The organism is Nocardiopsis sp. NPDC057823 (assembly GCF_042797335.1).
In the GTDB taxonomy this organism is placed as follows: domain Bacteria; phylum Actinomycetota; class Actinomycetes; order Streptosporangiales; family Streptosporangiaceae; genus Nocardiopsis; species Nocardiopsis changdeensis.
The window spans coordinates 23,413-45,099 of record NZ_JBHVLR010000002.1; the positions used below are offsets into that span (position 1 = coordinate 23,413).

Genomic DNA, 21,687 nt, shown 5'->3' on the forward strand with positions numbered 1-21,687 from the left:
TTCCCCGGACGTCCCGATAGGATCTCGGACAGATCGACCGGCCCTGCCACGGCCGGGTCGAGCGGGGCGCGCGCACCGCTCCCGGGGCGCTCCCCGGCCCCCCGCCGCGCCCCCGCCGAGCGCAATCGGGTCCACCGCGCACACGCGGGCCCGTCATCCGAGGAAAGGTCCACTGGGTGTCCCCTTCTGAAGCGTCGGCGTCCGGAACAGCGGGACGCCGGAGGAAGAACAGCGAACCCGACGACGCCGAGCGCGCCTCCCGCGCGGGCGGCCGGCGCCGCGCCGGAGGGCGCCGCAAGCAGGAGCCCAAGCGGTACGGCCGGCTCATCGGCGTCGTCGTGGGCGTCCTCGTCGTCGCCCTCATCGGCCTGGGAGCCGTCCTGTACCTGAACCGGGGCGACGGCGGCGGCACGGACGGGCCCGCACCGCACACCCGGCCGGTCGCCTACAGCGTCGAGGGCGTCGGCGACAACGAGATGAACACGGTCCTGGGCACCCGCGAGGCCGACAGCCGCCCCCTCAACGAGGGCGAGCTGTTCGGCGACCGCAGCGCCGAGATCTCCAGCCGGGGCATGGAGTTCACCCTGCGGGACTCGGAGCTGTCGGAGGACTGCGCCGCCGCCGTGTGGGGGGACGAGGTCGTCCAGGCCCTGGCCGACGCCGACTGCACGCAGGCCGGGCGGGCCACCTACGTGGGCGACGACTACTTCGGCGTGACGGCGATCTTCAACCTCGCCGACGCCGAGGGCAGCCGCGCGGTGGCCGACGCCATGGCCGAGCCCGAGCTGCCCGAGGGCGAGGAGCCGCCCGCCGACGCCCCCGAGCCCGGCTTCGTGGTCGCGCCCTCGGGCGCCGAGCCCTTCGACCGCCTCGGCTCGGGCTACAGCGCCGCCGAGGCCACGGTCAGCGGCCACTACCTGGTGGTGGTGTGGGTGCAGCCCACCGACTCCGAGTCGGTCGAGGAGCGGGTGAGCCTGGCCAGCCCCATCGTGACGCTGAGCAACTTCCGTGACCCGCTGTACCGCCGCCTGGTCAACCTCCGCGAGGAGGAGCCCTCCACCGAGCCCGGCGCCGGGACCGGCACCGAGACGGTGCCCGGGACCGAGACCGTGCCCGGCACCGAGACGGCGCCAGGGACCGAGACGGCACCCGGAGCCGGGAGCTGACCTCCGGCGGGGCCGCGCGACGCGCGGCCCCGCCCCCGTTTCAGGGTCGTTCCACGGCCCCCCACACCGCCGCGACGGCCTCCCGCAGCCGGGCGAACCGGTGCCCGGGCAGGTCCAGCAGGGTGCGCCCGGCCACCCACGGCGGGGCGGCGGCCACCGCCAGCCGGGCCGTGCGCTTGTTCACCGGCGCGCCCGCCTCCTGCGCGACCCGCACCACCCCGGCGCGCAGCACCGACGTCAGTGTTCCTCGGGCGTGCTCCTGGACGTGCGCCAGCAGCCGGTCCACCGGGTCCTGTGCCTCCGGCGCCCGGACCAGCCGGACCGCGGTCAGCGACGGGTCGCCGAAACCGCGCAGGAACCGCACCCGGAACCGGGGCTCCACCACGGCCCGCAGCTCCGACTGGCCCCGCTCGTCGCGCACGCACGCCGCGGACGAGGGCACCAGCAGGTACCCGCCCGCCTCGGGGCAGGCCAGCGCCGCCCGCGCCGCGATCCGCTCCCAGCCGCCGGTCAGGTCCACCACCGGCGGCCCCGACAGCGGCACCTGCGCCTCCATCCACGTGGACAGGCGCACCCGCCCCGCGTCGGGCAGCACCGCCGCGGGCCAGGCGCCCACCGGCACCGGCCGCCCACCGGAGTCGGCGGCGGCCCGCTCCAGCGCGGCGGCCGCCCGCTCCTCGGTCAGCGAACCCCGGGCCTCCTTGGCGTTGACGCCCTGGCTGTACACGCGGGCACCGCTCTCCGCCGACGGGGGAGCGGTGCGCGACAGCGGCCGCAGCACGTACAGGTCCGAGGCGGCCCCGATGGACTCGGCGCCCTCGTAGCGGTGGAAGTCCGGCCACATCGCCTCCAGCACCAGGTCCAGCCGGAGCAGCCGGGCCTGCGTGGCGGCGGCCAGCCGCGGCGTGGTCTCGCTGACCCCGTAGGCGACCAGCACCCGGCCCCTGCGCGGGTCGGTCATCCCCTCCAGGCCGCGGCGCACGAACAGCTCCACCCCGTCGGCGGTGTAGGGCGGGTCGGTGAACACCACGTCGGCCTGCCCGCGCAGCCCCGCGGGCAGGCCCAGCCGCAGGTCGGCGAAGTGGGTGCGCACGTCCAGCCCCAGCCGCCCGGCGACCGCGTCGATGTGCGCGAGCACCCGTTCGTCGATGTCGGCCACCAGGACCCGCGCCCGGGGCTCGACCAGGGCCAGCGCGACCGAGGTGAGGTCGTGGTCGCCCACGCACAGGACGGTGCGGTCGGCGAGGTCGAACCGGGTGGCCAGGAACAGCGCCCGGCGCAGCGCGGTGTCGGCGGTCGCGGTGACGTGGTCCAGGTCCAGGTCGGACGCGGGCCCCTCGGCGACGGCCCGGGCGATCTCGGCGGCCGCCCCGGCCCGCGCGGGCACCAGGTGCCGCACCGGGTCCGCCAGGGCGTCCCCGGCCGCGCCGGCGTAGTGGTCGGGCCGCACCAGCCGCACCCGGTCACCGCCGGGCGCGCGCTCGGCCTCCCCGGCCTCCACCAACCGCTCCAGCAGCGCCACCACCAGGACGCGGGCGACCCCGGTGGCCCGCACCAGGTCGTCGGCGCTCCGGCCGCGGCCGTCCGACAGCGCGGCGAGCACGGCGCGCAGCCGGGGCGCGTCCACCCCGTGGGCGCGCAGCGCGTCCAGCGCGGCCCCGGGCAGGGGCGGAGGGGACGGGAGGGGCGTCCGCGGGGGGCCGGGGACGCCGGGGTCGTTGGGGTCTGCTGCCATGCACCGATCGTCCCACGCCCCGGAGGGAGCGGGTCCGGCCGCAGGTCAGGGCCGCTTCCGGCGGGAGAGTGACATATCACTCGGCCGGCCGGGGGAGTCCCCCTTGGGCGGAGTGTTAACGCCGGGGTAATGTGGGGGCGCGGCGCACGGCGTTCGCGTGCCCGAAGCGACGAACACGACCAACCGTCGGGTTTTATCCGCTTTGGGAGGTTTAGCGGGATTCCCTCGTGGAAAAACCGGCTAGGCACACCTCCGACGGGGAACCCTCCGTAGGAGGAACCGCGGTCCCACCCGCAGGGGGCCGCGACACGCGACCCGGGGCGCACCGCGGCACCCCATGGTCTAGACCTGCGACCCACGTCGCGGCCGGACCCGCGGGAACAGGCAGGACCGCTCGCAAGAGGGCGACCGGCCGCCATTCGCACCACGAGGACGTGGCCGCGGTACGGTGGCGGACCACACGGCGTCCACAGGCCGAGCACCCACAACTTCACGCACGCAGCAGGGCCAATGTCGTCCCGGATGCGCTTTTCACGAAGCCGACGAAAGACGACAGGAGGGTAGATGCCCGCTGGTCAGGTGCGGCGTTCGTCCGTCCGAGCGAACGCGATCTCCACTTCTCAGGGCCTGTACGACCCCGCCTTCGAGCACGACGCCTGCGGTGTGGGCTTCGTCGCCGACCTCACCGGCCGCCGCGGCCACGACATCGTGCAGAAGGCGCTCACCGTACTGCGCAACCTCGACCACCGCGGCGCCTCCGGCGCCGACCCCGACGACGGCGACGGTGCGGGCATCCTCACCCAGATCCCGCACGAGCTGTTCACCGAGGTCTGCGACTTCGCCCTGCCCGAGGCCGGCTCCTACGCCGCCGGCATCGCCTTCCTGCCCGCCGACGCCGCCGCCCGCGCCGAGGCCATCGCCGTGGTCGACCGCATCGTCGCCGAAGAGGGCCTCACCCTCCTGGGCTGGCGCGACCTGCCCTTCGAGCCCCAGTACAGCGGCCCGGCCGCCCGCGACGCCATGCCCTACTTCGGGCAGCTCTTCATCACGGGCACCCCCGGCACCGCCACCGAAGGCCTCACCGGCATCGACCTGGAGCGCTACGCCTACTGCGTCCGCAAGCGCGCCGAACACGAGGCCGACGTCTACTTCCCGAGCCTGTCCCCGCGCACCATCGTGTACAAGGGCATGCTCACCACCCCCCAGCTCGAACCGTTCTTCCCCGACCTGTCCGACCGGCGCTACGCCTCCGGCCTGGCCCTGGTCCACTCCCGGTTCTCCACCAACACCTTCCCGTCCTGGCCGCTGGCCCACCCCTTCCGCTACGTCGCCCACAACGGTGAGATCAACACCGTCAAGGGCAACCGGAACATGATGCGCGCCCGCGAGGCCAAGCTCGCCACCGACCTCATCCCCGGCGACCTGGACCGCATCTTCCCCATCGTCGACCCCGACGACTCCGACACCGCGTCCTTCGACGACGCCCTGGAGCTCCTCCACCTGGGCGGCCGCTCCCTGCCGCACGCGGTGCTCATGATGATCCCCGAGCCCTGGGAGAACCACACCGAGATGGACCCGGCCGTCCGGGCCTTCTACGAGTACCACTCCACCCTCATGGAGCCCTGGGACGGCCCCGCGTCCGTCTCCTTCAGCGACGGCACCCTGGTCGGCGCCGTCCTGGACCGCAACGGCCTGCGCCCCGGACGCTACTGGGTCACCCAGGACGGCCTCGTCGTCCTGGCCTCCGAGGCCGGCGTCCTGGACATCGACCCCGCCGACGTCGTCCGCAAGGGACGGCTCCAGCCCGGCCGCATCTTCGTCGTCGACACCGCCCAGGGGCGGATCATCGAGGACGAGGAGATCAAGGCCGAACTCGCCGCCCAGCACCCCTACCAGAAGTGGATCGACTCCGGCGTCATGCGCCTGGCCGACCTGCCCGCCGCCGAGCCCGTCCCCGTGACCGAGCTCAACCTCGCCCAGCAGGTCTTCGGCTACACCGAGGAAGAACTCCGCGTCATCCTCACCCCCATGGCCCGCACCGGCGCCGAGCCCATCGGCTCCATGGGCACCGACACCCCGGTCGCCGCGCTCTCCGAGCGCTCCCGGCAGCTCTTCGACTACTTCTCGCAGAACTTCGCCCAGGTCACCAACCCGCCCCTGGACGCCATCCGCGAGGAGATGGTCACCAGCCTGTCCACGCTCCTGGGCGCCGAACACAACATCCTCACCGCGGCACCGGGCGACACCCGCCGCCTCGTCCTGCCCACCCCGGTCGTCGACCAGGCCGAACTCGCCGCCATCGTCGAGGCCGGACGCACCGAACCCGCACTGAAGACCTTCACCGTCGACGGCACCTACCCCGTCGACGGCGGCGGCGACGCCCTGGCCGCCCGGCTCGCCGAGCTCAACACCCAGATCGACGCCGCCATCGCCGACGGCGCCCACATCCTGGTCCTCAGCGACCGGCGCGCCGACGCCCGCCTGGCGCCCATCCCGTCCCTGCTGCTCACCGGCTCGGTCCACCACCACCTCGTCCGCGAGAAGACCCGCACCGAGGTCGGCCTCATCGTCGAGGCCGCCGACGTCCGCGAGTGCCACCACGTCGCACTGCTCATCGGGTACGGCGCCTCCGCCGTCAACCCCTACCTCGCCCTGGCCACCGTCCGGGACCTGGTCCAGCGCGGCACCATCGGCGGCGTCGACGCCGACACGGCCGTCCGCAACACCGTCAAGGCGTACGGCAAGGGCGTCCTGAAGATCATGTCCAAGATCGGGGTCTCCACGGTCAGCTCCTACACCGGGGCCCAGATCTTCGAGGCCCTGGGCCTGGGCCAGGAGGTCATCGACCGCTGCTTCACCGGCACCACCTCCCGCCTGGGCGGCGTCGGCTTCGACGTCCTCGCCGAAGAGGTCGCCATCCGCCACCGCCGCGCCCACACCGACAACCCGGCCTCCGGCGCCCACCGGCGCCTGGAGATCGGCGGCGAGTACCAGTGGCGCCGCGAGGGCGAACCGCACCTGTTCAACCCCGACACCGTCTTCAAGCTCCAGCACTCCACCCGTACCCGCAAGTACGAGATCTTCAAGGAGTACACCGACCTCATCGACGACCAGTCGGCGAGGCTCATGACGCTGCGCGGCCTCTTCCGCCTCAAGGAGGGCGTCCGCGAACCCGTCCCCGTCGACGAGGTCGAGCCCGTCTCGGAGATCGTCAAGCGCTTCTCCACCGGCGCCATGTCCTACGGCTCCATCTCCGCCGAGGCCCACGAGACCCTCGCCATCGCGATGAACCGCCTCGGCGGCAAGTCCAACACCGGCGAGGGCGGCGAGGACCCCGCCCGCTTCACCCCCGACGCCAACGGGGACCTGCGGCGCAGCGCCATCAAGCAGGTCGCCTCCGGCCGCTTCGGCGTCACCTCGCACTACCTCACCAACGCCGACGACATCCAGATCAAGATGGCCCAGGGCGCCAAGCCCGGCGAGGGCGGCCAGCTGCCCGGACACAAGGTCTACCCCTGGGTGGCCGACACCCGCCACTCCACCCCCGGCGTCGGGCTCATCTCCCCGCCGCCCCACCACGACATCTACTCCATCGAGGACCTCGCCCAGCTCATCCACGACCTCAAGAACGCCAACCCGTCCGCCCGGGTCCACGTCAAGCTGGTCTCCGAAGCGGGCGTCGGCACCGTCGCCGCCGGCGTCTCCAAGGCCCACGCCGACGTCGTCCTCATCTCCGGCCACGACGGGGGCACCGGCGCCTCGCCGCTGACCTCCCTCAAGCACGCGGGCACCCCCTGGGAGCTCGGCCTCGCCGAGACCCAGCAGACCCTGCTGCTCAACGGCCTGCGCGACCGCATCGTCGTCCAGGCCGACGGCCAGATGAAGACCGGCCGCGACGTCATCATCGCCGCCCTGCTCGGCGCCGAGGAGTACGGCTTCGCCACCGCGCCCCTGGTCGTCTCCGGCTGCGTCATGATGCGCGTCTGCCACCTCGACACCTGCCCCGTCGGCGTCGCCACCCAGAACCCCGTCCTGCGCGAGCGGTTCTCCGGCAAGGCCGAGTACGTGGTCAACTTCTTCGAGTTCATCGCCCAGGAGGTCCGCGAATACCTCGCCGCCCTCGGCTTCCGCAGCCTCGACGAGGCCATCGGCGCCGTCGACCTGCTCGACACCACCGAGGCCGTCGAGCACTGGAAGGCCAGGGGACTGGACCTGTCCCCGATCCTCCACGAGGTCGAGCCCTGGGCCGGCGACCACCGCGTCCGCACCCGCAGCCAGGACCACGGCCTGGAGAAGGCCCTGGACAACACCCTCATCCAGCTCGCCGAAGGCGCACTCGACTTCGGGCAGCCCGTCAAGCTCGAACTGCCCGTCCGCAACGTCAACCGCACCGTCGGCACCATGCTCGGACACGAGGTCACCAAGCGCTACGGCGCCGACGGCCTGCCCGCCGACACCATCGACGTCACCTTCACCGGCTCCGCCGGACAGTCCTTCGGCGCCTTCGTGCCCAAGGGCGTCACGCTCCGCCTCAAGGGCGACGCCAACGACTACGTCGGCAAGGGCCTGTCCGGCGGCCGCGTCATCGTCCGCCCCGCCGACACCTCCACCCTCACCGCCGAGGACCACATCATCGCCGGCAACGTCATCGGCTACGGCGCCACCTCCGGGGAGATCTTCCTCCGCGGCATCGTCGGCGAACGCTTCTGCGTCCGCAACTCCGGCGCCCTCGCCGTCGTCGAGGGCATCGGCGACCACGGCTGCGAGTACATGACCGGCGGCCGCGCCGTCGTCCTCGGACGCACCGGACGCAACTTCGCGGCCGGCATGTCCGGCGGCATCGCCTACGTCCTCGACCTCGACCCCCACCGGGTCAACACCGAGATGGTCGAGGTCGAAGCACCCACCGACGAGGACCGCGCGTTCCTCACCGACGTGCTCACCCGCCACCACGCCGAGACCGGCTCCACCGTCGCCGAACGCCTCCTGGCCGCCGGCGACGCCGGACTCGACCGGATCTCCAAGGTCATGCCGCGCGACTACAAGCGCGTCCTGCTCGCCCAGGCCGAAGCAGAACGGGACGGCCGCGACGTCAACGAGGCCGTCATGGCCTCCGCGCAGTCCTGAGCGTCAGCACACACGAAAGGAGGAACAATCATGGCTGACCCCAAGGGTTTCCTGAAGATCACCGAACGCGAGCTCCCCGCTCACCGCCCGGTGGACGTCCGCATCCAGGACTGGCGCGAGGTCTACGAGGACTTCGACCGGGGCACCGTCACCAAGCAGGCGTCCCGCTGCATGGACTGCGGCATCCCCTTCTGCCACAACGGCTGCCCCCTGGGCAACCTCATCCCCGAGTGGAACACCCTCGTCCACACCCACGACTGGGCCGAGGCGATCGAACGGCTCCACGCCACCAACAACTTCCCCGAGTTCACCGGCCGGCTGTGCCCCGCACCCTGCGAATCCGCCTGCGTGCTCGGCATCAACCAGCCCGCCGTCACCATCAAGAACATCGAGGTCTCCATCATCGACCGCGCCTGGGAGGAGGGCTGGGTCAAGCCCCTGCCCCCCGCCACGCGCACCGGCAAGAAGGTCGCCGTCGTCGGCTCCGGCCCCGCCGGGCTCGCCGCCGCACAGCAGCTCACCCGCGCCGGACACGACGTCACCGTCTACGAGCGCGCCGACCGCATCGGCGGCCTGCTCCGCTACGGCATCCCCGAGTTCAAGATGGAGAAGCGGCACATCGACCGCCGCATCGCCCAGATGACCGCTGAGGGCACCGTCTTCCGCACCGGCGTGGACGTCGGCGCCGACATCACCGTCGAACGGCTGCGCGCCGACCACGACGCCGTGGTCCTCACCGGCGGCGCCACCGCCTGGCGCGACCTGCCCGTCCCCGGCCGCGAACTCGCCGGCGTCCACCAGGCCATGGAGTACCTGCCCCAGGCCAACCGCGTCCAGTTCGGCGACTACGACCGCGCCCCCATCAACGCCGAGGGCAAGCACGTCGTCGTCATCGGCGGCGGCGACACCGGCGCCGACTGCGTCGGCACCGCCCACCGCCAGGGCGCCGCCAGCGTCACCCAGCTCGAGATCATGCCCAAGCCGCCCGCCAAGCGCCCCGACTCCCAGCCCTGGCCCACCATGCCGATGCTGTACAAGGTCACCAGCGCCCACGAGGAGGGCGGCAAGCGCATCTACTCCGTCAACACCCTGGAGTTCCTCGGCGACGACCAGGGCCGCGTCCGCGCCCTCAAGCTCGTCGAGGTCCAGCGCACCGCCAACGGCTTCGAGCCCGTCCAGGGCACCGAGCGCGAGATCCCCGCCGACCTCGTCACCCTCGCCATGGGCTTCGTCGGCCCCCAGAAGGAGGGCATGATCGAACAGCTCGGCGTCGAACTCGACGGACGCGGCAACGTCGTCCGCGACGCCGACTACCGCACCAGCGTCGAGGGCGTCTTCTGCGCCGGCGACATGGGCCGCGGCCAGTCCCTCATCGTCTGGGCCATCGCCGAGGGCCGCTCCGCCGCAGCCGCGGTCGACCGCCACCTCACCGGCGTCGACAGCGACCTGCCCGTCGCCATCCCGCCCACCGCACGACCGCTCGTCTGACCCGCACACCACGGCCACGGGGGCGCGCAGGGACCACCCTGCGCGCCCCCGCGCGCGTCCGGCGCCGCACACCGGTGACCCCGCCGTGACCCGCTCCCCGCACACACCCGCGACACTGGGAACCGGGCCCCGCCCCGGCACCCCCGCCCCCCGACGGGAGCAACGACCATGGCCTACCGGATCATCGGCGACGCCGCCATGCTCCTCCACTTCGCGTTCATCCTCTACATCGCCCTCGGCGGCTTCCTCGCCTGGAAGTGGCCCCGCACCCTCTGGGCCCACCTCGCCGTCGCCGCCTACGGCCTCGCCATCAGCGTCTTCGCCTGGACCTGCCCCCTCACCCTGGTGGAGAACTGGGGGAGGGAGAACGCCGGACGGGCCGGACTCGCAGAAGAGGGCTTCATCGACCACTACCTCACCGGCGTCATCTACCCCGCCGAAGCCCTCCGCGAGGCCCAGGCCGCCGTCGGCGCCCTCGTCGTCCTCTCCTGGGCCGGCCACGCCGTCCTCACGGCCCGGCGCCGCCGCGCCCGCGCGGGTAAGGGCGCGGGCGGGGGAGCGGGCGTCGAGGCCGAGGTCCGCACCGACACCTGACGGCACCCCCGCCTACCATGGAACATGGCCTACCGGATCCTCGCGGACACGGCCATGGTCCTCCACATGGCCTTCCTCGCCTACGTGCTCCTCGGCGGCCTCGCCGCCTGGAAGTGGCCCCGCGCCCTGTGGCCCCACCTCGCCGCCACGGCCTACGCCCTCGGCATCACCCTCATCGGCTGGGAATGCCCCCTCACCCACGTCGAACGCCGGGCACGCCACCACGCCGGACAGGAGGGCCTGCCCCCCACCGGCTTCATCGACCACTACCTCACCGGCGTCGTCTACCCCGAGGAGCACCTCGCCACCGTCCGCCTCGCCGCGGCCGCCCTCATCCTCCTCACCTGGACCGTCCCCCTCACCCGCGCGCTCCGCCACCGCCGGAACGCCGCGCACCGCCACCGGAGACCCGCACGCCGCGACCCCACGTAAAGAACACGAATGGATTGGCCGCGACCGCGCACCCCCGCCCGAGCCACGGGTACCGTTCCCACATGAGCGTTGTGACCTGGGAATCCTTCCGCGCCGCAGAACACTTCACCATGCGCACCGCCCGGCTCATCGACAGGTACCGCTTCGCCTACCACTTCCAGGCCGGCCCCACCGCCCCCATCCGCTCCGCCCTCGCCGCCTACCGCAACATCGACGGCGGCTACGGCAACGCCCTCGACCCCGACCTGCGCGGACACGCCAGCCAACCCCTCGCCGTCGACACCGCCCTGCGCTACCTCGACGAACTCGGCCCCATCCCCGCCGGACTCGGCCAGAGCATCTGCCGCTACCTCACCACCGTCTCCTCACCCGACGGCGGCCTGCCCCCCGTCACCCCCGCCGTCCGCCACACCGAAGCCGCACCCTGGTGGCGCGAACACAGCGGCCGCACCCCCGACCTCGCCCTCACCGCCTCCATCACCGGCCGCCTCCACAAGCACAACATCACCCACCCCTGGCGCGACCGCGCCACCGCCTACTGCTGGAAGCACATCGACGCCCTCCACTGGACCGACCCCCACGAGGCCATCGGCATCTGCGCCTTCCTCCAGCACGTCCCCGACCGCCCCCGCGCCGTCGCCACCGTCAACCACCTCGCCACCATGATCCGCGCCGTCGTCCGCATCCGCCCCGAGTACACCCCCGACATCCCCGGGCCCCGCAGCGGCGCAGCCCCCCGCCACCACATCCACACACCCCTGGACCTGGCACCCGACCCCGCCTGCATCGCCCGGCCGATCTTCACCGACGCCGAACTCGCCGCCAACCTCGACCACCTGGAGAAGACCCAGCGCCACGACGGCGGCTGGAACGCCGACTGGGACCACTGGGACACCACCGCCACCCTCGAACTCGAAGGCATCCGCACCGTCCAGCGACTGCGCATCCTGCGCGCCTACGGACGCCTCGAACACGGCATCCCCACCCCCCGGCGCGACCGCTGACCGGAACACGGGCCCGACCGGGACACGGGCACCGCTCCGGAGACGGACCCGAGCGGCTCCGGGGAGGGATCCGACACGTCCCGCGGGAGATCCCGGCACGGCTCCAGGAGGACGCCGGGGACGAGCCCGCAACGGTTCGGGAGAGGGGCCCGCACGGCCCCGGGAAGGCCCCGCACACGGTTTCGGAGAAGACCCCGGACACCCCGCCGACACCCCCGGCGACACACTCGTGCACAGCCCCCATTCGCCTTCGCGCAGCCTGAGATACGTCCATTCGCAACCTGGTTTAGACCACTGCATCCCCCGGACGCTCTAAAGTGTTACGCGTGACACGTCGAGCAAAGATCGTCGCGACCCTCGGTCCCGCCACCTCGAGCCCGGAGATCCTCCGCAGGCTCGTCCGCGCCGGACTGGACGTCGCCCGACTCAACCTCAGCCACGGAACCCACGACGACCACAGCGCCAACCTCGCCAACGTGCGAGCCGCCGCTGACGAGGTCGGACGAGCGGTCGGCATCCTCGCCGACCTCCAGGGACCCAAGATCCGCGTCGGCACCTTCGCTGACGGACCCGTCGACCTCAACCCCGGTGACGAGTTCACCATCACCACCGAGGACGTCCCCGGCGACATCCACCGGGTCTCCACCACCTACAAGGGACTCCCCGGCGACGTCCGCCCCGGCGACCGCGTCCTCATCGACGACGGCCGCATCGTGCTGGAATGCACCAAGACCACCGGCACGGACGTCCACACCCGCGTCATCTACGGCGGGACCGTCTCCAACCACAAGGGGCTCAACCTCCCCGGCGTCGCCGTCAGCGTCCCCGCCCTCACCGACAAGGACGAGGAAGACCTGCGCTGGGCCCTGCGCAACGGCGTCGACATGGTCGCGCTCTCCTTCGTGCGCAGCCCCGCCGACGCCGAGGAGTGCCACCGCATCATGGACGAGGAGGGCGTCACCGTCCCCCTCATCGCCAAGATCGAGAAGCCCCAGGCCGTCGAGCGCCTCCAGGACATCATCGAGGTCTTCGACGCCGTCATGGTCGCCCGCGGCGACCTCGGCGTCGAGCTCCCCCTCGAGAACGTCCCCATGGTCCAGAAGCGCGCCATCGAACGCTGCCGCGACAAGGCCAAACCCGTCATCGTCGCCACGCAGATGCTCGAATCCATGATCGGATCGCCCCGGCCCACCCGCGCCGAGGCCTCCGACGTCGCCAACGCCGTCCTCGACGGCGCCGACGCCGTCATGCTCTCCGGAGAGACCAGCGTCGGCCAGTACCCCGTCGAGACCGTCGAGACCATGGCGCGCATCATCAGCGCCGCCGAACAGGAATCCCTGCGCGCCTCGCACATCCTCAACCGGGTGCCCGAGACCACCGGCGGGGCCATCGCCCGCGCCGCCGCGGAGATCGGCGCCACCATCGGCGCCAAGGCACTGGTCGCCTTCACCATGTCCGGCGAGACCGCCCGCCGCCTGGCGCGCTACCGCTCGCCCATCCCGCTGCTGGCGTTCACCACCGAGACCGCCACCCGCGGACGCCTGTCCCTCACCTGGGGCGTGGAGACCAACCTCGTCCCCTGGGTCGACAACACCGACGACATGGTCCGCCAGGTCGAGAGCGAACTGCTCCAGCTCGGCGACTACACCAAGGGCGACAAGGTCGTCATCGTGGCGGGCAGCCCGCCCGGAACCACCGGTTCCACCAACTCCCTGCGCGTCCACCGCCTCGGCGACACCGTCGCCCTGGACGGAAGCTGACGCCGTTCACCGTCCGGTTGCCGGTCCGGGGCGTATGAGCCGCGCCCGCGGACCGGGGCCGGACCCGGGGGCGGAGCCGGACCTGGACCAGGGCCGGAAAGCCGCTGGAGAGCCAGGGACCGGCAGGGAACCGGGAGCCGGGAACGAGGCGGACGGGGCGCGGCCGTACGGGAACGGCACCGGCCGGACGACCGGCGGGTCAGCGGTGCGACTCCTGCTCCTGGCCGCCGGGCTCCGGGATCACCCGCTCCAACGGCATGTCCCACGGCAGCAGGTTCCACGGACTGCGCGGATCCTCCGTCAGCATCCCCAGCGCCGCCCACACCCGGTCGGTACCGCCGTGGTCGCCCTCCACACCCTTCTCGGGCCACAGCAGGTAACCCGCGTGGAACGCCATCGACAGCTGCTGCCACGAGGAATAGCGCCGCTGGAGGTCCGACGCCACCCGGCGCAGCGTCGTCTGCGACTCCACCGGGCTCAGCCAGTCCAGGGTCGCTCCCCCGCACACCAGCCGGATCACGTGCACCGACTTCCACCACTGGTAGGCGCCGATGATCACCGTCTCGTCGCCCTCGGCGACCCCGGTCACCATCCGCAGCCGGCCCACCTGCTCCGGCGTCAACCGCACCTGCTCACCGGTGGAGTGGCCGCCCTGCTCGCGCGGCAGCCGCGAACGCGCCACCCCCGCCGCCAGGTCGACCACCAGGTCCAGGCTCGGACCCTGGTGCAGCTCGTCCATCTGCCGCTCGACCGCCGCCAGCAGCGACTCGCGGTCCGTCACGTCCCACTGCCGCTCCAACAGCCGCCGGTACTGGCGGCGCAGCGTCGGCCGCGCCACCACGTCCCACGGCTCGGCCAGCGCCACCCGGAACGGCGCGGCCACCGCGGCGGCCCAGCGCTCGGTGCTCAGGGGGGCGTCGGCGTCGCGGGTGCGCAGCGCGGGGGACTCGCGCGACCCCAGCACCAGCTCGACGAAGGAGCCGGCCGCCACCGCCACCGCGGGCAGGAACGCCCATCCGGGCGCCACCGCCACCAGGACGACGACGAGCAGCGCGAGCGGTGCCAGCAGCCACGGGCGGCGCCGACCGGACCCCCAGGCCACCACGACCCAGGCGCCGATCACCAGTGCGCCGAACACCCCGGCCGCCACGGTCAGCACCGGCTGCTCCTCTCCTGAGAACCCGTCTCCGATTCTCAAGGATCATCGAATCCGGGCAGCGGCGGGGACCGAACCCACGGGTTGTACTCAGGTTGTGGCCGTGATGTGACCGGTTAGACCCGCCTTGCCCGGGCATGAAGTGACAAAAGGCCCTTTTTGTGCTGAACCGGCCGGGTAGTTACACCCGTTCCGCCCCGACCGAACCGCCCACCCGGCACACCGGGGGTCAAACCGCTAACCGGTTCTTGCTAGCCCTTGGGCCCTACGAACCGATCGAGCCGTGCCACGGCGTCCTTCCGCGCGATCGACACGACCAAGACGTCTTGGTGCGGGGGGTTGGGTTTCGTCCGGCACTTCCACGGGATGTCGAGACGGTCCAGCGAAGCCGTGAACAGGCCGGCGATGTCCTTGGAGACGTTGGTGAAGAAGTACCGCGGATACTCGTAGTACTTCCATTGCCCCCGGACCATCCTGCGCACCTTGTTGGTGACCCGGCAGCCGTCGGAGTGGATGAGGCCCCGGATGAACTTCTCCGGGTGGGCGTCCACGATCTCCTGCTGCCACGGCCTCAGGAAGATCCTGCGCGTGTGCTTCATGCCTTTGCCGTGTTGGGGGAAGACGCAGCGCCAGTGCTTGGAGGTCGCTTTGACCTCGGTGCAGCCCCTGCGCTGGACGCGGAACACCTTGACCGGGAAGACCCGGACGATGGCCTGCGCGCACTCGTCCATCAGCCCGGGCCACGTGTCGGTGCAGACGATTCCGAGATAGTCGACTCCGTTGCGGATCCAGCCGATGTAGCCGTCGCCGAGGTACAGGCCGAGCAGGTAGGCGTAGGCCTGCGGATCGAGATGTCCGCTGCTGCATCGCGGGCAGTAGGTCGTGCGGTCCTGGCGGCGGGCTTCGACGTCGGGACCCCGGCGCCGTCCATAGCGCCAGTGCCGGACCGTCCAGATGGAGACGCCGCAGGCGTTGGCGACGGCTTGGTCGCTGTGTCCTTGGGTGTGGAGGTGGAGGGCTTTGTCGACGATGTCACGTGAGTACATGCTGCGCATGCTTGCTCACGCCTACGACAAATCGATGGTGTCTTCCCAGGTCAGAGGCGATATGTCCGAAATGACGAGAGCCACCCGTGGGTGGCTCTGTGGGTACCGGAAGTGGGATTCGAACCCACAAGCCCTTGCGGGCAGCGGTGTTTGAGACCGCCGCGTATGCCATTCCGCCATTCCGGCCGGTTTGTCTGTTTTGTTGCGGTCTGGGAGTGAACGTCCGGTTCGGCGACGGTCGGCCAACGGTGATGTCACGATTGGCCAGCATTGCCGGGCCCGACGATCAGCATCCTAGCGGATCTCGGTAACCTCATGTACGTGACGAGGACGCAGAGCCGCGTGGTGATCGCGGAAGACGAGGCCCTGATCCGCCTGGACCTCAAGGAGATGCTCGAGGAGGACGGCTACGCCGTCGTCGGCGAGGCCGGGGACGGGGAGACCGCCATCCGGCTCGCTCGCGAGCTCAAACCGGACCTGGTGATCACCGACATCAAGATGCCCGTGCTCGACGGCCTCTCCGCCGCCGAGAGGATCGCCGGGGAGCGGATCGCCCCCGTGGTGATCCTGACGGCGTTCTCCCAGCGCGAGCTGGTGGAGCGGGCGCGCGACGCCGGTGCCATGGCGTACCTGGTCAAGCCGTTCAGCAAGGCCGACCTGGTGCCCGCCATCGAGATGGCGACCTCCCGGTACGCCGAGCTGGCGGCGCTGGAGGCGGAGGTCGGCGGCCTCCAGGAGCGGCTGGAGACCCGCAAGCTGGTGGAGCAGGCCAAGGGCCTGCTCCAGAGCCGCCACGGGATGAGCGAGCCGGAGGCGTTCCGCTGGATCCAGAAGAACTCGATGGACCGCCGTCTGACCATGCGCAAGGTGGCGGAGACGGTCGTGGAGACCCTCGGAGGCAAGCAGGCCTAACGGATCCCGCGCAGACGGACTGAACAGGGGCCGCACCCGCCCGGGTGCGGCCCCTCGTCGTGTCCGGGGCATGTGGGAAATGTGCAGATCGCTCACTCGCCAGGTGGGAAACGAGACAGGTGTCCAGCGTCAAGGGGGGTCCCGTGACGGTTCAGTCTCGTTTCTGCACGATGGGATGACATTTGGGTCACGTGGTTTAAGCGAAGCTGAATGACCAGGGTAAACCGGGCTAAACTCGCCGCACCGAACAGCAATGGACAACGGTGTCGAATGCGCGCATACGGCACCGTTACCCTCAGATGCGCAAGGAGCGCGCGTGCGCACACGCCTCGTGACCGTGCTGCTCGCCCTGATCACCGCCATCCTGGTGATCCCCGGGCCGGCGGCGACGGCGGACGAACAGGGCGGTGAAGCGCTGCAGGGTCAGATCCGCAACCCGGACGACCGGGATCAGGGTGTCGAAGGCATCACGATCCAGGTGTTCGACGGTGAGGACGAGATCGGGGCAGCCGAAACCGACTCTGATGGAAATTGGGTGGTGGAGCTGCCCGGACCGGGCACCTACCGCGTCGTGGTGGACCAGGAGTCCGTTCCCGCAGAGTTCTCCGTACGGGAGACGGCCATCCTCGTCGACGGCGAGACCGAGGTGGAGGTCGAGGCGAACGATCAGCGTCCCCTGATCATCGCTTTGGAACCCGCCGGAGGCGGCGGGGAGTCGGACGCCGAGTCGCCCTCGGCGTCGGACTCGGAGACCCCGGCCGAGGACGACGCGGGCGCGGAGGAGGGCGATGTCGCCCCCGCGGCCGGCGGCTCCTTCGGCTCCAGGGTCATCCAGCTGACGGCGGCGGGCCTGCTCTTCGGCCTGGTGATCGCGATCTCGGCGATCGGCCTGTCGCTGATCTTCGGGTCGACGAAGATGATCAACTTCGCCCACGGCGACATGGTCACCTTCGGGGCCATGGTCGCGCTGGTGTTCAGCAGCGGTGCGGCGGGCATGGGCAACTCCCTGCTCGCGGTCTTCGCGGGTCTGGGGGGTGCGGTCCTCATCGGCGCCTTCCTGGAGACCCGGTTGGCGCGGACCGCCCTGATCATCGCCCAGTGGTCGTCGATCTTCGCCGGTATCGCGCTGGCCACGGTGCTGGGCGTGCTGGGCGACTCGGTGGGCTGGCAGGTCCCGCTGTGGATCGCGGCGGGTATCGCCGTGGTGATGGGCGCCGTGCTGGGCGCCTCCATGGAGCGGTACATCTGGCGTCCCCTGCGCCGCCGCAACGTGGCGCTGATCCAGATGTTCATCGTGTCGATCGGTCTGGCGCTGATCCTGCGCCACGTGATCCTGGTGCTGTTCGGTGCGGACCGCAGCCGGTACGCGGGCTTCCAGATCCAGGAGGTGGTGCGGCTGGGGCCGATCGCGATGCCCCCGCGCGACCTGGTGATCATGGGCGTCGCGGTCGTGGTGCTGGTGCTGGTGGCGTGTCTGCTGCAGTTCACCCGGATCGGCAAGGCGATGCGCGCGGTGTCGGACAACCGGGACCTGGCGGAGTCGTCGGGTATCGACGTGGACCGGGTCACGCTGTACGTGTGGGGCCTGGGCGGCGGTCTGGCGGCGCTGGGCGGTGTTCTGTACGGCCTGAACCAGGTGGTGCAGTACGAGATGGGCTTCCGTCTGCTGCTGCTGATGTTCGCCGCGGTGATCCTGGGCGGGCTGGGCACGGCCTACGGTGCGATGGTCGGCGGTATCGCCGTCGGCCTGGTGGCGATGCTGTCCACCCTGTGGTTCCCGTCGCAGCTGATGCAGGCGTGGGCGCTGGCGTTGATGATCCTCATGCTGCTGGTCAGGCCCCAGGGTCTGCTCGGGCGTGCTGAGCGGGTCGGCTAGGGGAGAAGACGATGGACATCCTTTCTATCCTGGTCGAGTCGGTCCGGTCGGCCCTGGGCCCGATCGCGGCGATCTACGCCCTGGCGGCCATCGGCCTGAACCTGCACTTCGGGTACACGGGCCTGCTGAACTTCGGCCAGGTCGGCTTCATGCTGGTGGGCGCGTACGGCGTCGGTATCAGCGTGTCGGTGTTCGGTCTGCCGCTGCTGGTCGGTTTCGGCGTGGGCCTGCTGTGCGCGCTGGCGCTGGCGCTGCTGCTGGGCATCCCGACGCTGCGGTTGCGGGCGGACTACCTGTCGATCACGACGATCGCGGCGGCGGAGGTGGTCCGGTTGGTGTACCGGGCCGGGTTCGCCGAGCCGCTGACCGGCGGTGTGTACGGTCTGCAGAACCTGGCGGGCGGTTTCCGCGAGCTGAACCCGTTCGAGCCGGGTGCGCGGTACGGCTTCGGTGAGCTGACGTACACGGGTACGCACCTGTGGACGATGGTGGTGACCTGGTCGCTGGTGCTGTTGATGGCGGGTCTGACGTGGCTGTTGATCCACAGCCCGTGGGGTCGTGTGATCAAGGGCATCCGTGAGGACGAGGACGCGGTCCGCAGCCTGGGCAAGAACGTGTTCGCGTACAAGATGCAGATCCTGGTGCTGGGCGGTCTGATCGGTGCGCTGGCGGGCTGCATGATGGCGGTGCACCAGGCGTCGATCCAGCCGGACCAGTTCAAGCCGCAGGTGACGTTCTTCCTGTGGGCGATCCTGCTGCTGGGCGGGGCGGGCCGGGTGTTCGGTCCGGTCCTGGGCGCGATGGCGTTCTGGTTCCTGATGAGTTTCACGGACGGTGTGCTGAAGTACGTCGGCCGCGACCTGGGGCTGATGCCCTTCCTGGACGGTCCGGACTACGGTGCGCTCCAGCTGGCGTTCGCGGGCCTGATGTTGGTGCTGCTGATCGTGTTCCGTCCACAGGGCCTGATCGGGGACCGCAAGGAGATGCTGATCAATGTCAAGTGACGAGACGGGCCAGAAGGTGGTCGACCGTATGTCGGGCACCGAGACGGTGCCCGGTTCGGCCAAGGCCGACCCGATCCTGGTGGTCGACGGCGTGCGGCGTTCGTTCGGCGGTCTGACCGCGGTGGACGTGGAGCACCTGGAGGTGCAGCGCGGGACGATCACGGCGCTGATCGGTCCGAACGGCGCGGGCAAGTCGACCCTGTTCAACCTGTTGACCGGTTTCGACCGGGTGGACCGGGGGACGTGGTCGTTCCAGGGGCAGCGGATCAGCGGCAAGCGGGGCCACCAGGTGGCCCGGGCCGGGATGGTGCGCACGTTCCAGCTGACCAAGGCGCTGACCCGGTTGACGGTGCTCGACAACATGTTGTTGGGGGCCAAGGGCCAGGCGGGGGAGCGGATGGCGGGTGCGTTCGCGCGTCCGCTGTGGCAGCGCCAGGAGCGGGCCAACACCGAGCGGGCGCTGGAGCTGCTGGAGCGCTTCAAGCTGATCGCCAAGCGCGACGACATGGCGGGTTCGCTGTCGGGCGGGCAGCGCAAGCTGCTGGAGATGGCGCGCGCGCTGATGACCGACCCGGACATGATCATGCTGGACGAGCCGATGGCGGGTGTGAACCCGGCGCTGGTGCAGTCGCTGCTGGGGCACATCACGTCGTTGCGCGACGAGGGCAAGACGGTCCTGTTCGTGGAGCACGACATGGACGTGATCATGGGCATCAGCGACTGGATCGTGGTGCTCGCGCAGGGGCAGGTCATCGCCGAGGGGCGTCCCTCGGACATCCGCTCGAACCAGCAGGTCATCGATGCCTACCTGGGTTCCCGTGAGGAGGACTGAGCATGAGTGAGAGCGGGACCGGGAACGGCAACGGGGAGTTGGAGCCGAAGGCCGAGGCCGGGGTGAAGCCGGAGGCCGGAGCCGGGTCGAAGGCCGAGGCCGGTGTGAAGCCGGAGGCTGAGCTGATCCCGGAGTCGGCGGAGGAGGCCGTGGTGGCCCAGGAGCACCGTGAGGAGCTGCTGGAGCAGGCCATGGAGGAGTCCGTGGAGGTGGGTGATCCCGGGGACTACCTGGTGCTGGCCAAGGAGCTGGTGGCCGGGTACGTGCCGGGGGTGAACATCCTCAACGGGTGCACGCTGACGCTCACCGAGGGCGAGGTCGTGGCGATCATCGGTCCGAACGGGGCCGGGAAGTCGACGCTGATCAAGACGATCTTCGGGTTGATCCCGATCCGTGAGGGCGGTCTGACGCTGCGGGGGGTGAGCATCGCGGGTCTGCCGGCGCACAGCCTGGTGGAGCGCGGTGTGGGTTACGTCCCGCAGACGCAGAACGTGTTCCCGTCGCTGACGATCGAGGAGAACCTCCAGATGGGGGCTTATCTGCGGCCGAAGGCGTTCGCGGAGCGGTTCACGTTCGTGGCGGAGCTGTTCCCGTTGCTGGGGGAGCGGCGCAAGGCGAAGGCCGGGTCGCTGTCGGGCGGTGAGCGCCAGATGGTGGCGATGGGGCGGGCTCTGATGATGGACCCGTCCGTGCTGCTGCTGGACGAGCCCACGGCGGGGTTGTCGCCGCTGTACCAGGAAGAGGTCTTCCAGCGGGTGAAGCAGGTCAACGAGGCGGGTGTCTCGGTGATCATGGTGGAGCAGAACGCTCGCCGGTGCCTGCAGATCTGTGACCGGGGGTACGTGCTGGACCAGGGTCGCAACGCGTACACGGGTACGGGTGCGGACCTGTTGAACGACCCGAACGTCATCGAGCTGTACCTGGGGACCCTCGGGAAGAAGGACTGACCGGGGACCGGTCGGGGGGTTGTGAGACCGGCCGGGGAGTAGTGGGGAGGCGGGGCCTGAGGGCTCCGCCTCCTTTGTTGTGGGGGTGGTTTCTCCGGTTCGCAAAGGTCGGTGCTGTGGGTACGCGCGGCGGCACCTTCTGGGGTGGGGGGCGCGGTTCTCCCTTTTTGATCCTCCGCTGGCTGATGCCGCGGGTACGCGCGGGCTTCACCCTCTGCGGTGGAGGTGTGCGGTCCTGTGTCCGGGCTGGGGTCGGGGTCCGTGGGAACGTGCGGCAACACTCCCGGGGCGGGGCGCGGTCACGTCTCTCTGACCTCTTGGGCCCAGGCCCGCGCGTGTGTGCGGCCTTCAGCCCTTGGGGCGGGGGCCGCGGTTCTGTTTCCGGGCTGGGGTCGGGGTTGCAGGTACATGGGGCGACACCCCCTGGGGCTGTGGGTGTGGGCGGCCTTCACCCCCTGCGGTGGAGGTGCGCGGTCCTGTGCCCGGTCTGGGGCCAAGATCGCGGGTACGTGCGGCTTTCACCCCCGCTCCCGTCCGTACCGCGGTCATCCGCGGGAGTAGGCGACAGCGTGGAGCCCCCTCACCGCCGCCGGCGCCCCCAACCTTTC

Annotated in this window: 15 protein-coding genes and 1 tRNA gene; 12 read left to right on the forward strand and 4 right to left on the reverse strand. The window is 71.1% G+C overall.

Features of this window, described 5'->3' with window-relative positions; all coding sequences use genetic code 11:
- The first annotated feature begins 176 nt into the window (after positions 1-176).
- A complete protein-coding gene (locus ACFVNO_RS04430) occupies positions 177-1,166 on the forward strand; it encodes a hypothetical protein (RefSeq protein WP_378889288.1) in 990 nt (329 codons plus the stop codon).
- A 40-nt stretch (positions 1,167-1,206) separates the two neighbouring features.
- Here ACFVNO_RS04430 and ACFVNO_RS04435 read toward each other — a convergent pair whose 3' ends face one another.
- Positions 1,207-2,901 (reverse strand): bis-aminopropyl spermidine synthase family protein, encoded by a 1,695-nt coding sequence (locus ACFVNO_RS04435; RefSeq protein WP_378889291.1) that lies wholly within the window; start codon positions 2,899-2,901, stop codon positions 1,207-1,209.
- Positions 2,902-3,465: 564 nt separating this feature from the next.
- Between ACFVNO_RS04435 and gltB the strand changes: the two genes are divergently transcribed.
- The 6 genes from gltB (at position 3,466) to pyk (ending at position 13,306) form a co-directional block, all read left to right on the forward strand.
- Complete coding sequence (gltB, locus tag ACFVNO_RS04440) at positions 3,466-8,028, forward strand: glutamate synthase large subunit (protein WP_378889294.1); 4,563 nt, start codon at positions 3,466-3,468, stop codon at positions 8,026-8,028.
- Positions 8,029-8,058: 30 nt separating this feature from the next.
- Positions 8,059-9,516 (forward strand): glutamate synthase subunit beta, encoded by a 1,458-nt coding sequence (locus ACFVNO_RS04445; RefSeq protein ID WP_355255974.1) that lies wholly within the window; start codon positions 8,059-8,061, stop codon positions 9,514-9,516.
- Positions 9,517-9,684: 168 nt separating this feature from the next.
- Positions 9,685-10,110 carry a DUF2784 domain-containing protein gene (locus ACFVNO_RS04450; protein WP_355255971.1) on the forward strand — a complete coding sequence of 142 codons (426 nt, stop codon included), beginning with the start codon at positions 9,685-9,687 and terminating at the stop codon, positions 10,108-10,110.
- A gap of 24 nt (positions 10,111-10,134) precedes the next feature.
- Positions 10,135-10,542, forward strand: coding sequence for a DUF2784 domain-containing protein (locus ACFVNO_RS04455; RefSeq protein WP_355255968.1), 408 nt, complete (start codon positions 10,135-10,137; stop codon positions 10,540-10,542).
- A gap of 71 nt (positions 10,543-10,613) precedes the next feature.
- Entirely contained in the window at positions 10,614-11,546 is a 933-nt protein-coding gene (locus ACFVNO_RS04460; RefSeq protein ID WP_355256050.1) for a prenyltransferase, read from the forward strand.
- A gap of 326 nt (positions 11,547-11,872) precedes the next feature.
- Positions 11,873-13,306, forward strand: coding sequence for a pyruvate kinase (pyk, locus tag ACFVNO_RS04465; protein WP_355255965.1), 1,434 nt, complete (start codon positions 11,873-11,875; stop codon positions 13,304-13,306).
- Positions 13,307-13,505: 199 nt separating this feature from the next.
- Here the strand turns inward: pyk and ACFVNO_RS04470 are convergent, their stop codons facing one another.
- From ACFVNO_RS04470 to ACFVNO_RS04480, 3 genes are all read right to left on the reverse strand, one after another.
- Positions 13,506-14,465: a DUF1266 domain-containing protein gene (locus ACFVNO_RS04470; RefSeq protein WP_220565249.1), complete on the reverse strand. Its 960-nt coding sequence runs from the start codon at positions 14,463-14,465 to the stop codon at positions 13,506-13,508.
- Positions 14,466-14,713: 248 nt separating this feature from the next.
- Positions 14,714-15,508 (reverse strand): transcriptional regulator, encoded by a 795-nt coding sequence (locus tag ACFVNO_RS04475; protein ID WP_378889299.1) that lies wholly within the window; start codon positions 15,506-15,508, stop codon positions 14,714-14,716.
- 103 nt (positions 15,509-15,611) lie between these two features.
- A tRNA-Leu gene (locus ACFVNO_RS04480) sits at positions 15,612-15,694 on the reverse strand.
- A gap of 156 nt (positions 15,695-15,850) precedes the next feature.
- Here ACFVNO_RS04480 and ACFVNO_RS04485 point away from each other — a divergent pair.
- The 5 genes from ACFVNO_RS04485 to ACFVNO_RS04505 all read left to right on the forward strand — a co-directional run bounded on the left by ACFVNO_RS04485 (position 15,851) and on the right by ACFVNO_RS04505 (position 21,079).
- On the forward strand, positions 15,851-16,420 hold the full coding sequence (locus tag ACFVNO_RS04485) for an ANTAR domain-containing response regulator (RefSeq protein ID WP_220562440.1): 570 nt from the start codon (positions 15,851-15,853) through the stop codon (positions 16,418-16,420).
- A 316-nt stretch (positions 16,421-16,736) separates the two neighbouring features.
- Entirely contained in the window at positions 16,737-18,296 is a 1,560-nt protein-coding gene (locus tag ACFVNO_RS04490) for a branched-chain amino acid ABC transporter permease (protein ID WP_355255959.1), read from the forward strand.
- Positions 18,297-18,307: 11 nt separating this feature from the next.
- Positions 18,308-19,300 carry a branched-chain amino acid ABC transporter permease gene (locus tag ACFVNO_RS04495; protein WP_355255956.1) on the forward strand — a complete coding sequence of 331 codons (993 nt, stop codon included), beginning with the start codon at positions 18,308-18,310 and terminating at the stop codon, positions 19,298-19,300.
- Positions 19,290-20,132 carry an ABC transporter ATP-binding protein gene (locus ACFVNO_RS04500; protein WP_355255953.1) on the forward strand — a complete coding sequence of 281 codons (843 nt, stop codon included), beginning with the start codon at positions 19,290-19,292 and terminating at the stop codon, positions 20,130-20,132. Before ACFVNO_RS04495 ends, ACFVNO_RS04500 begins: the two co-directional genes overlap by 11 nt.
- Before the next feature lie 2 nt (positions 20,133-20,134).
- Entirely contained in the window at positions 20,135-21,079 is a 945-nt protein-coding gene (locus tag ACFVNO_RS04505) for an ABC transporter ATP-binding protein (RefSeq protein ID WP_378889304.1), read from the forward strand.
- Positions 21,080-21,687 lie beyond the last annotated feature (608 nt).

Bases quoted from the DNA above. Each gene is read 5' to 3' on its own strand.
- ACFVNO_RS04495 (WP_355255956.1), top strand. From the start codon at position 18,308: ATGGACATCCTTTCTATCCTGGTCGAGTCGGTCCGGTCGGCCCTGGGC.
- ACFVNO_RS04505 (WP_378889304.1), top strand. From the start codon at position 20,135: ATGAGTGAGAGCGGGACCGGGAACGGCAACGGGGAGTTGGAGCCGAAG.
- ACFVNO_RS04455 (WP_355255968.1), top strand. From the start codon at position 10,135: ATGGCCTACCGGATCCTCGCGGACACGGCCATGGTCCTCCACATGGCC.
- ACFVNO_RS04475 (WP_378889299.1), bottom strand. From the start codon at position 15,508: ATGTACTCACGTGACATCGTCGACAAAGCCCTCCACCTCCACACCCAA.
- ACFVNO_RS04500 (WP_355255953.1), top strand. From the start codon at position 19,290: ATGTCAAGTGACGAGACGGGCCAGAAGGTGGTCGACCGTATGTCGGGC.
- gltB (WP_378889294.1), top strand. From the start codon at position 3,466: ATGCCCGCTGGTCAGGTGCGGCGTTCGTCCGTCCGAGCGAACGCGATC.
- ACFVNO_RS04435 (WP_378889291.1), bottom strand. From the start codon at position 2,901: ATGGCAGCAGACCCCAACGACCCCGGCGTCCCCGGCCCCCCGCGGACG.
- ACFVNO_RS04445 (WP_355255974.1), top strand. From the start codon at position 8,059: ATGGCTGACCCCAAGGGTTTCCTGAAGATCACCGAACGCGAGCTCCCC.
- ACFVNO_RS04450 (WP_355255971.1), top strand. From the start codon at position 9,685: ATGGCCTACCGGATCATCGGCGACGCCGCCATGCTCCTCCACTTCGCG.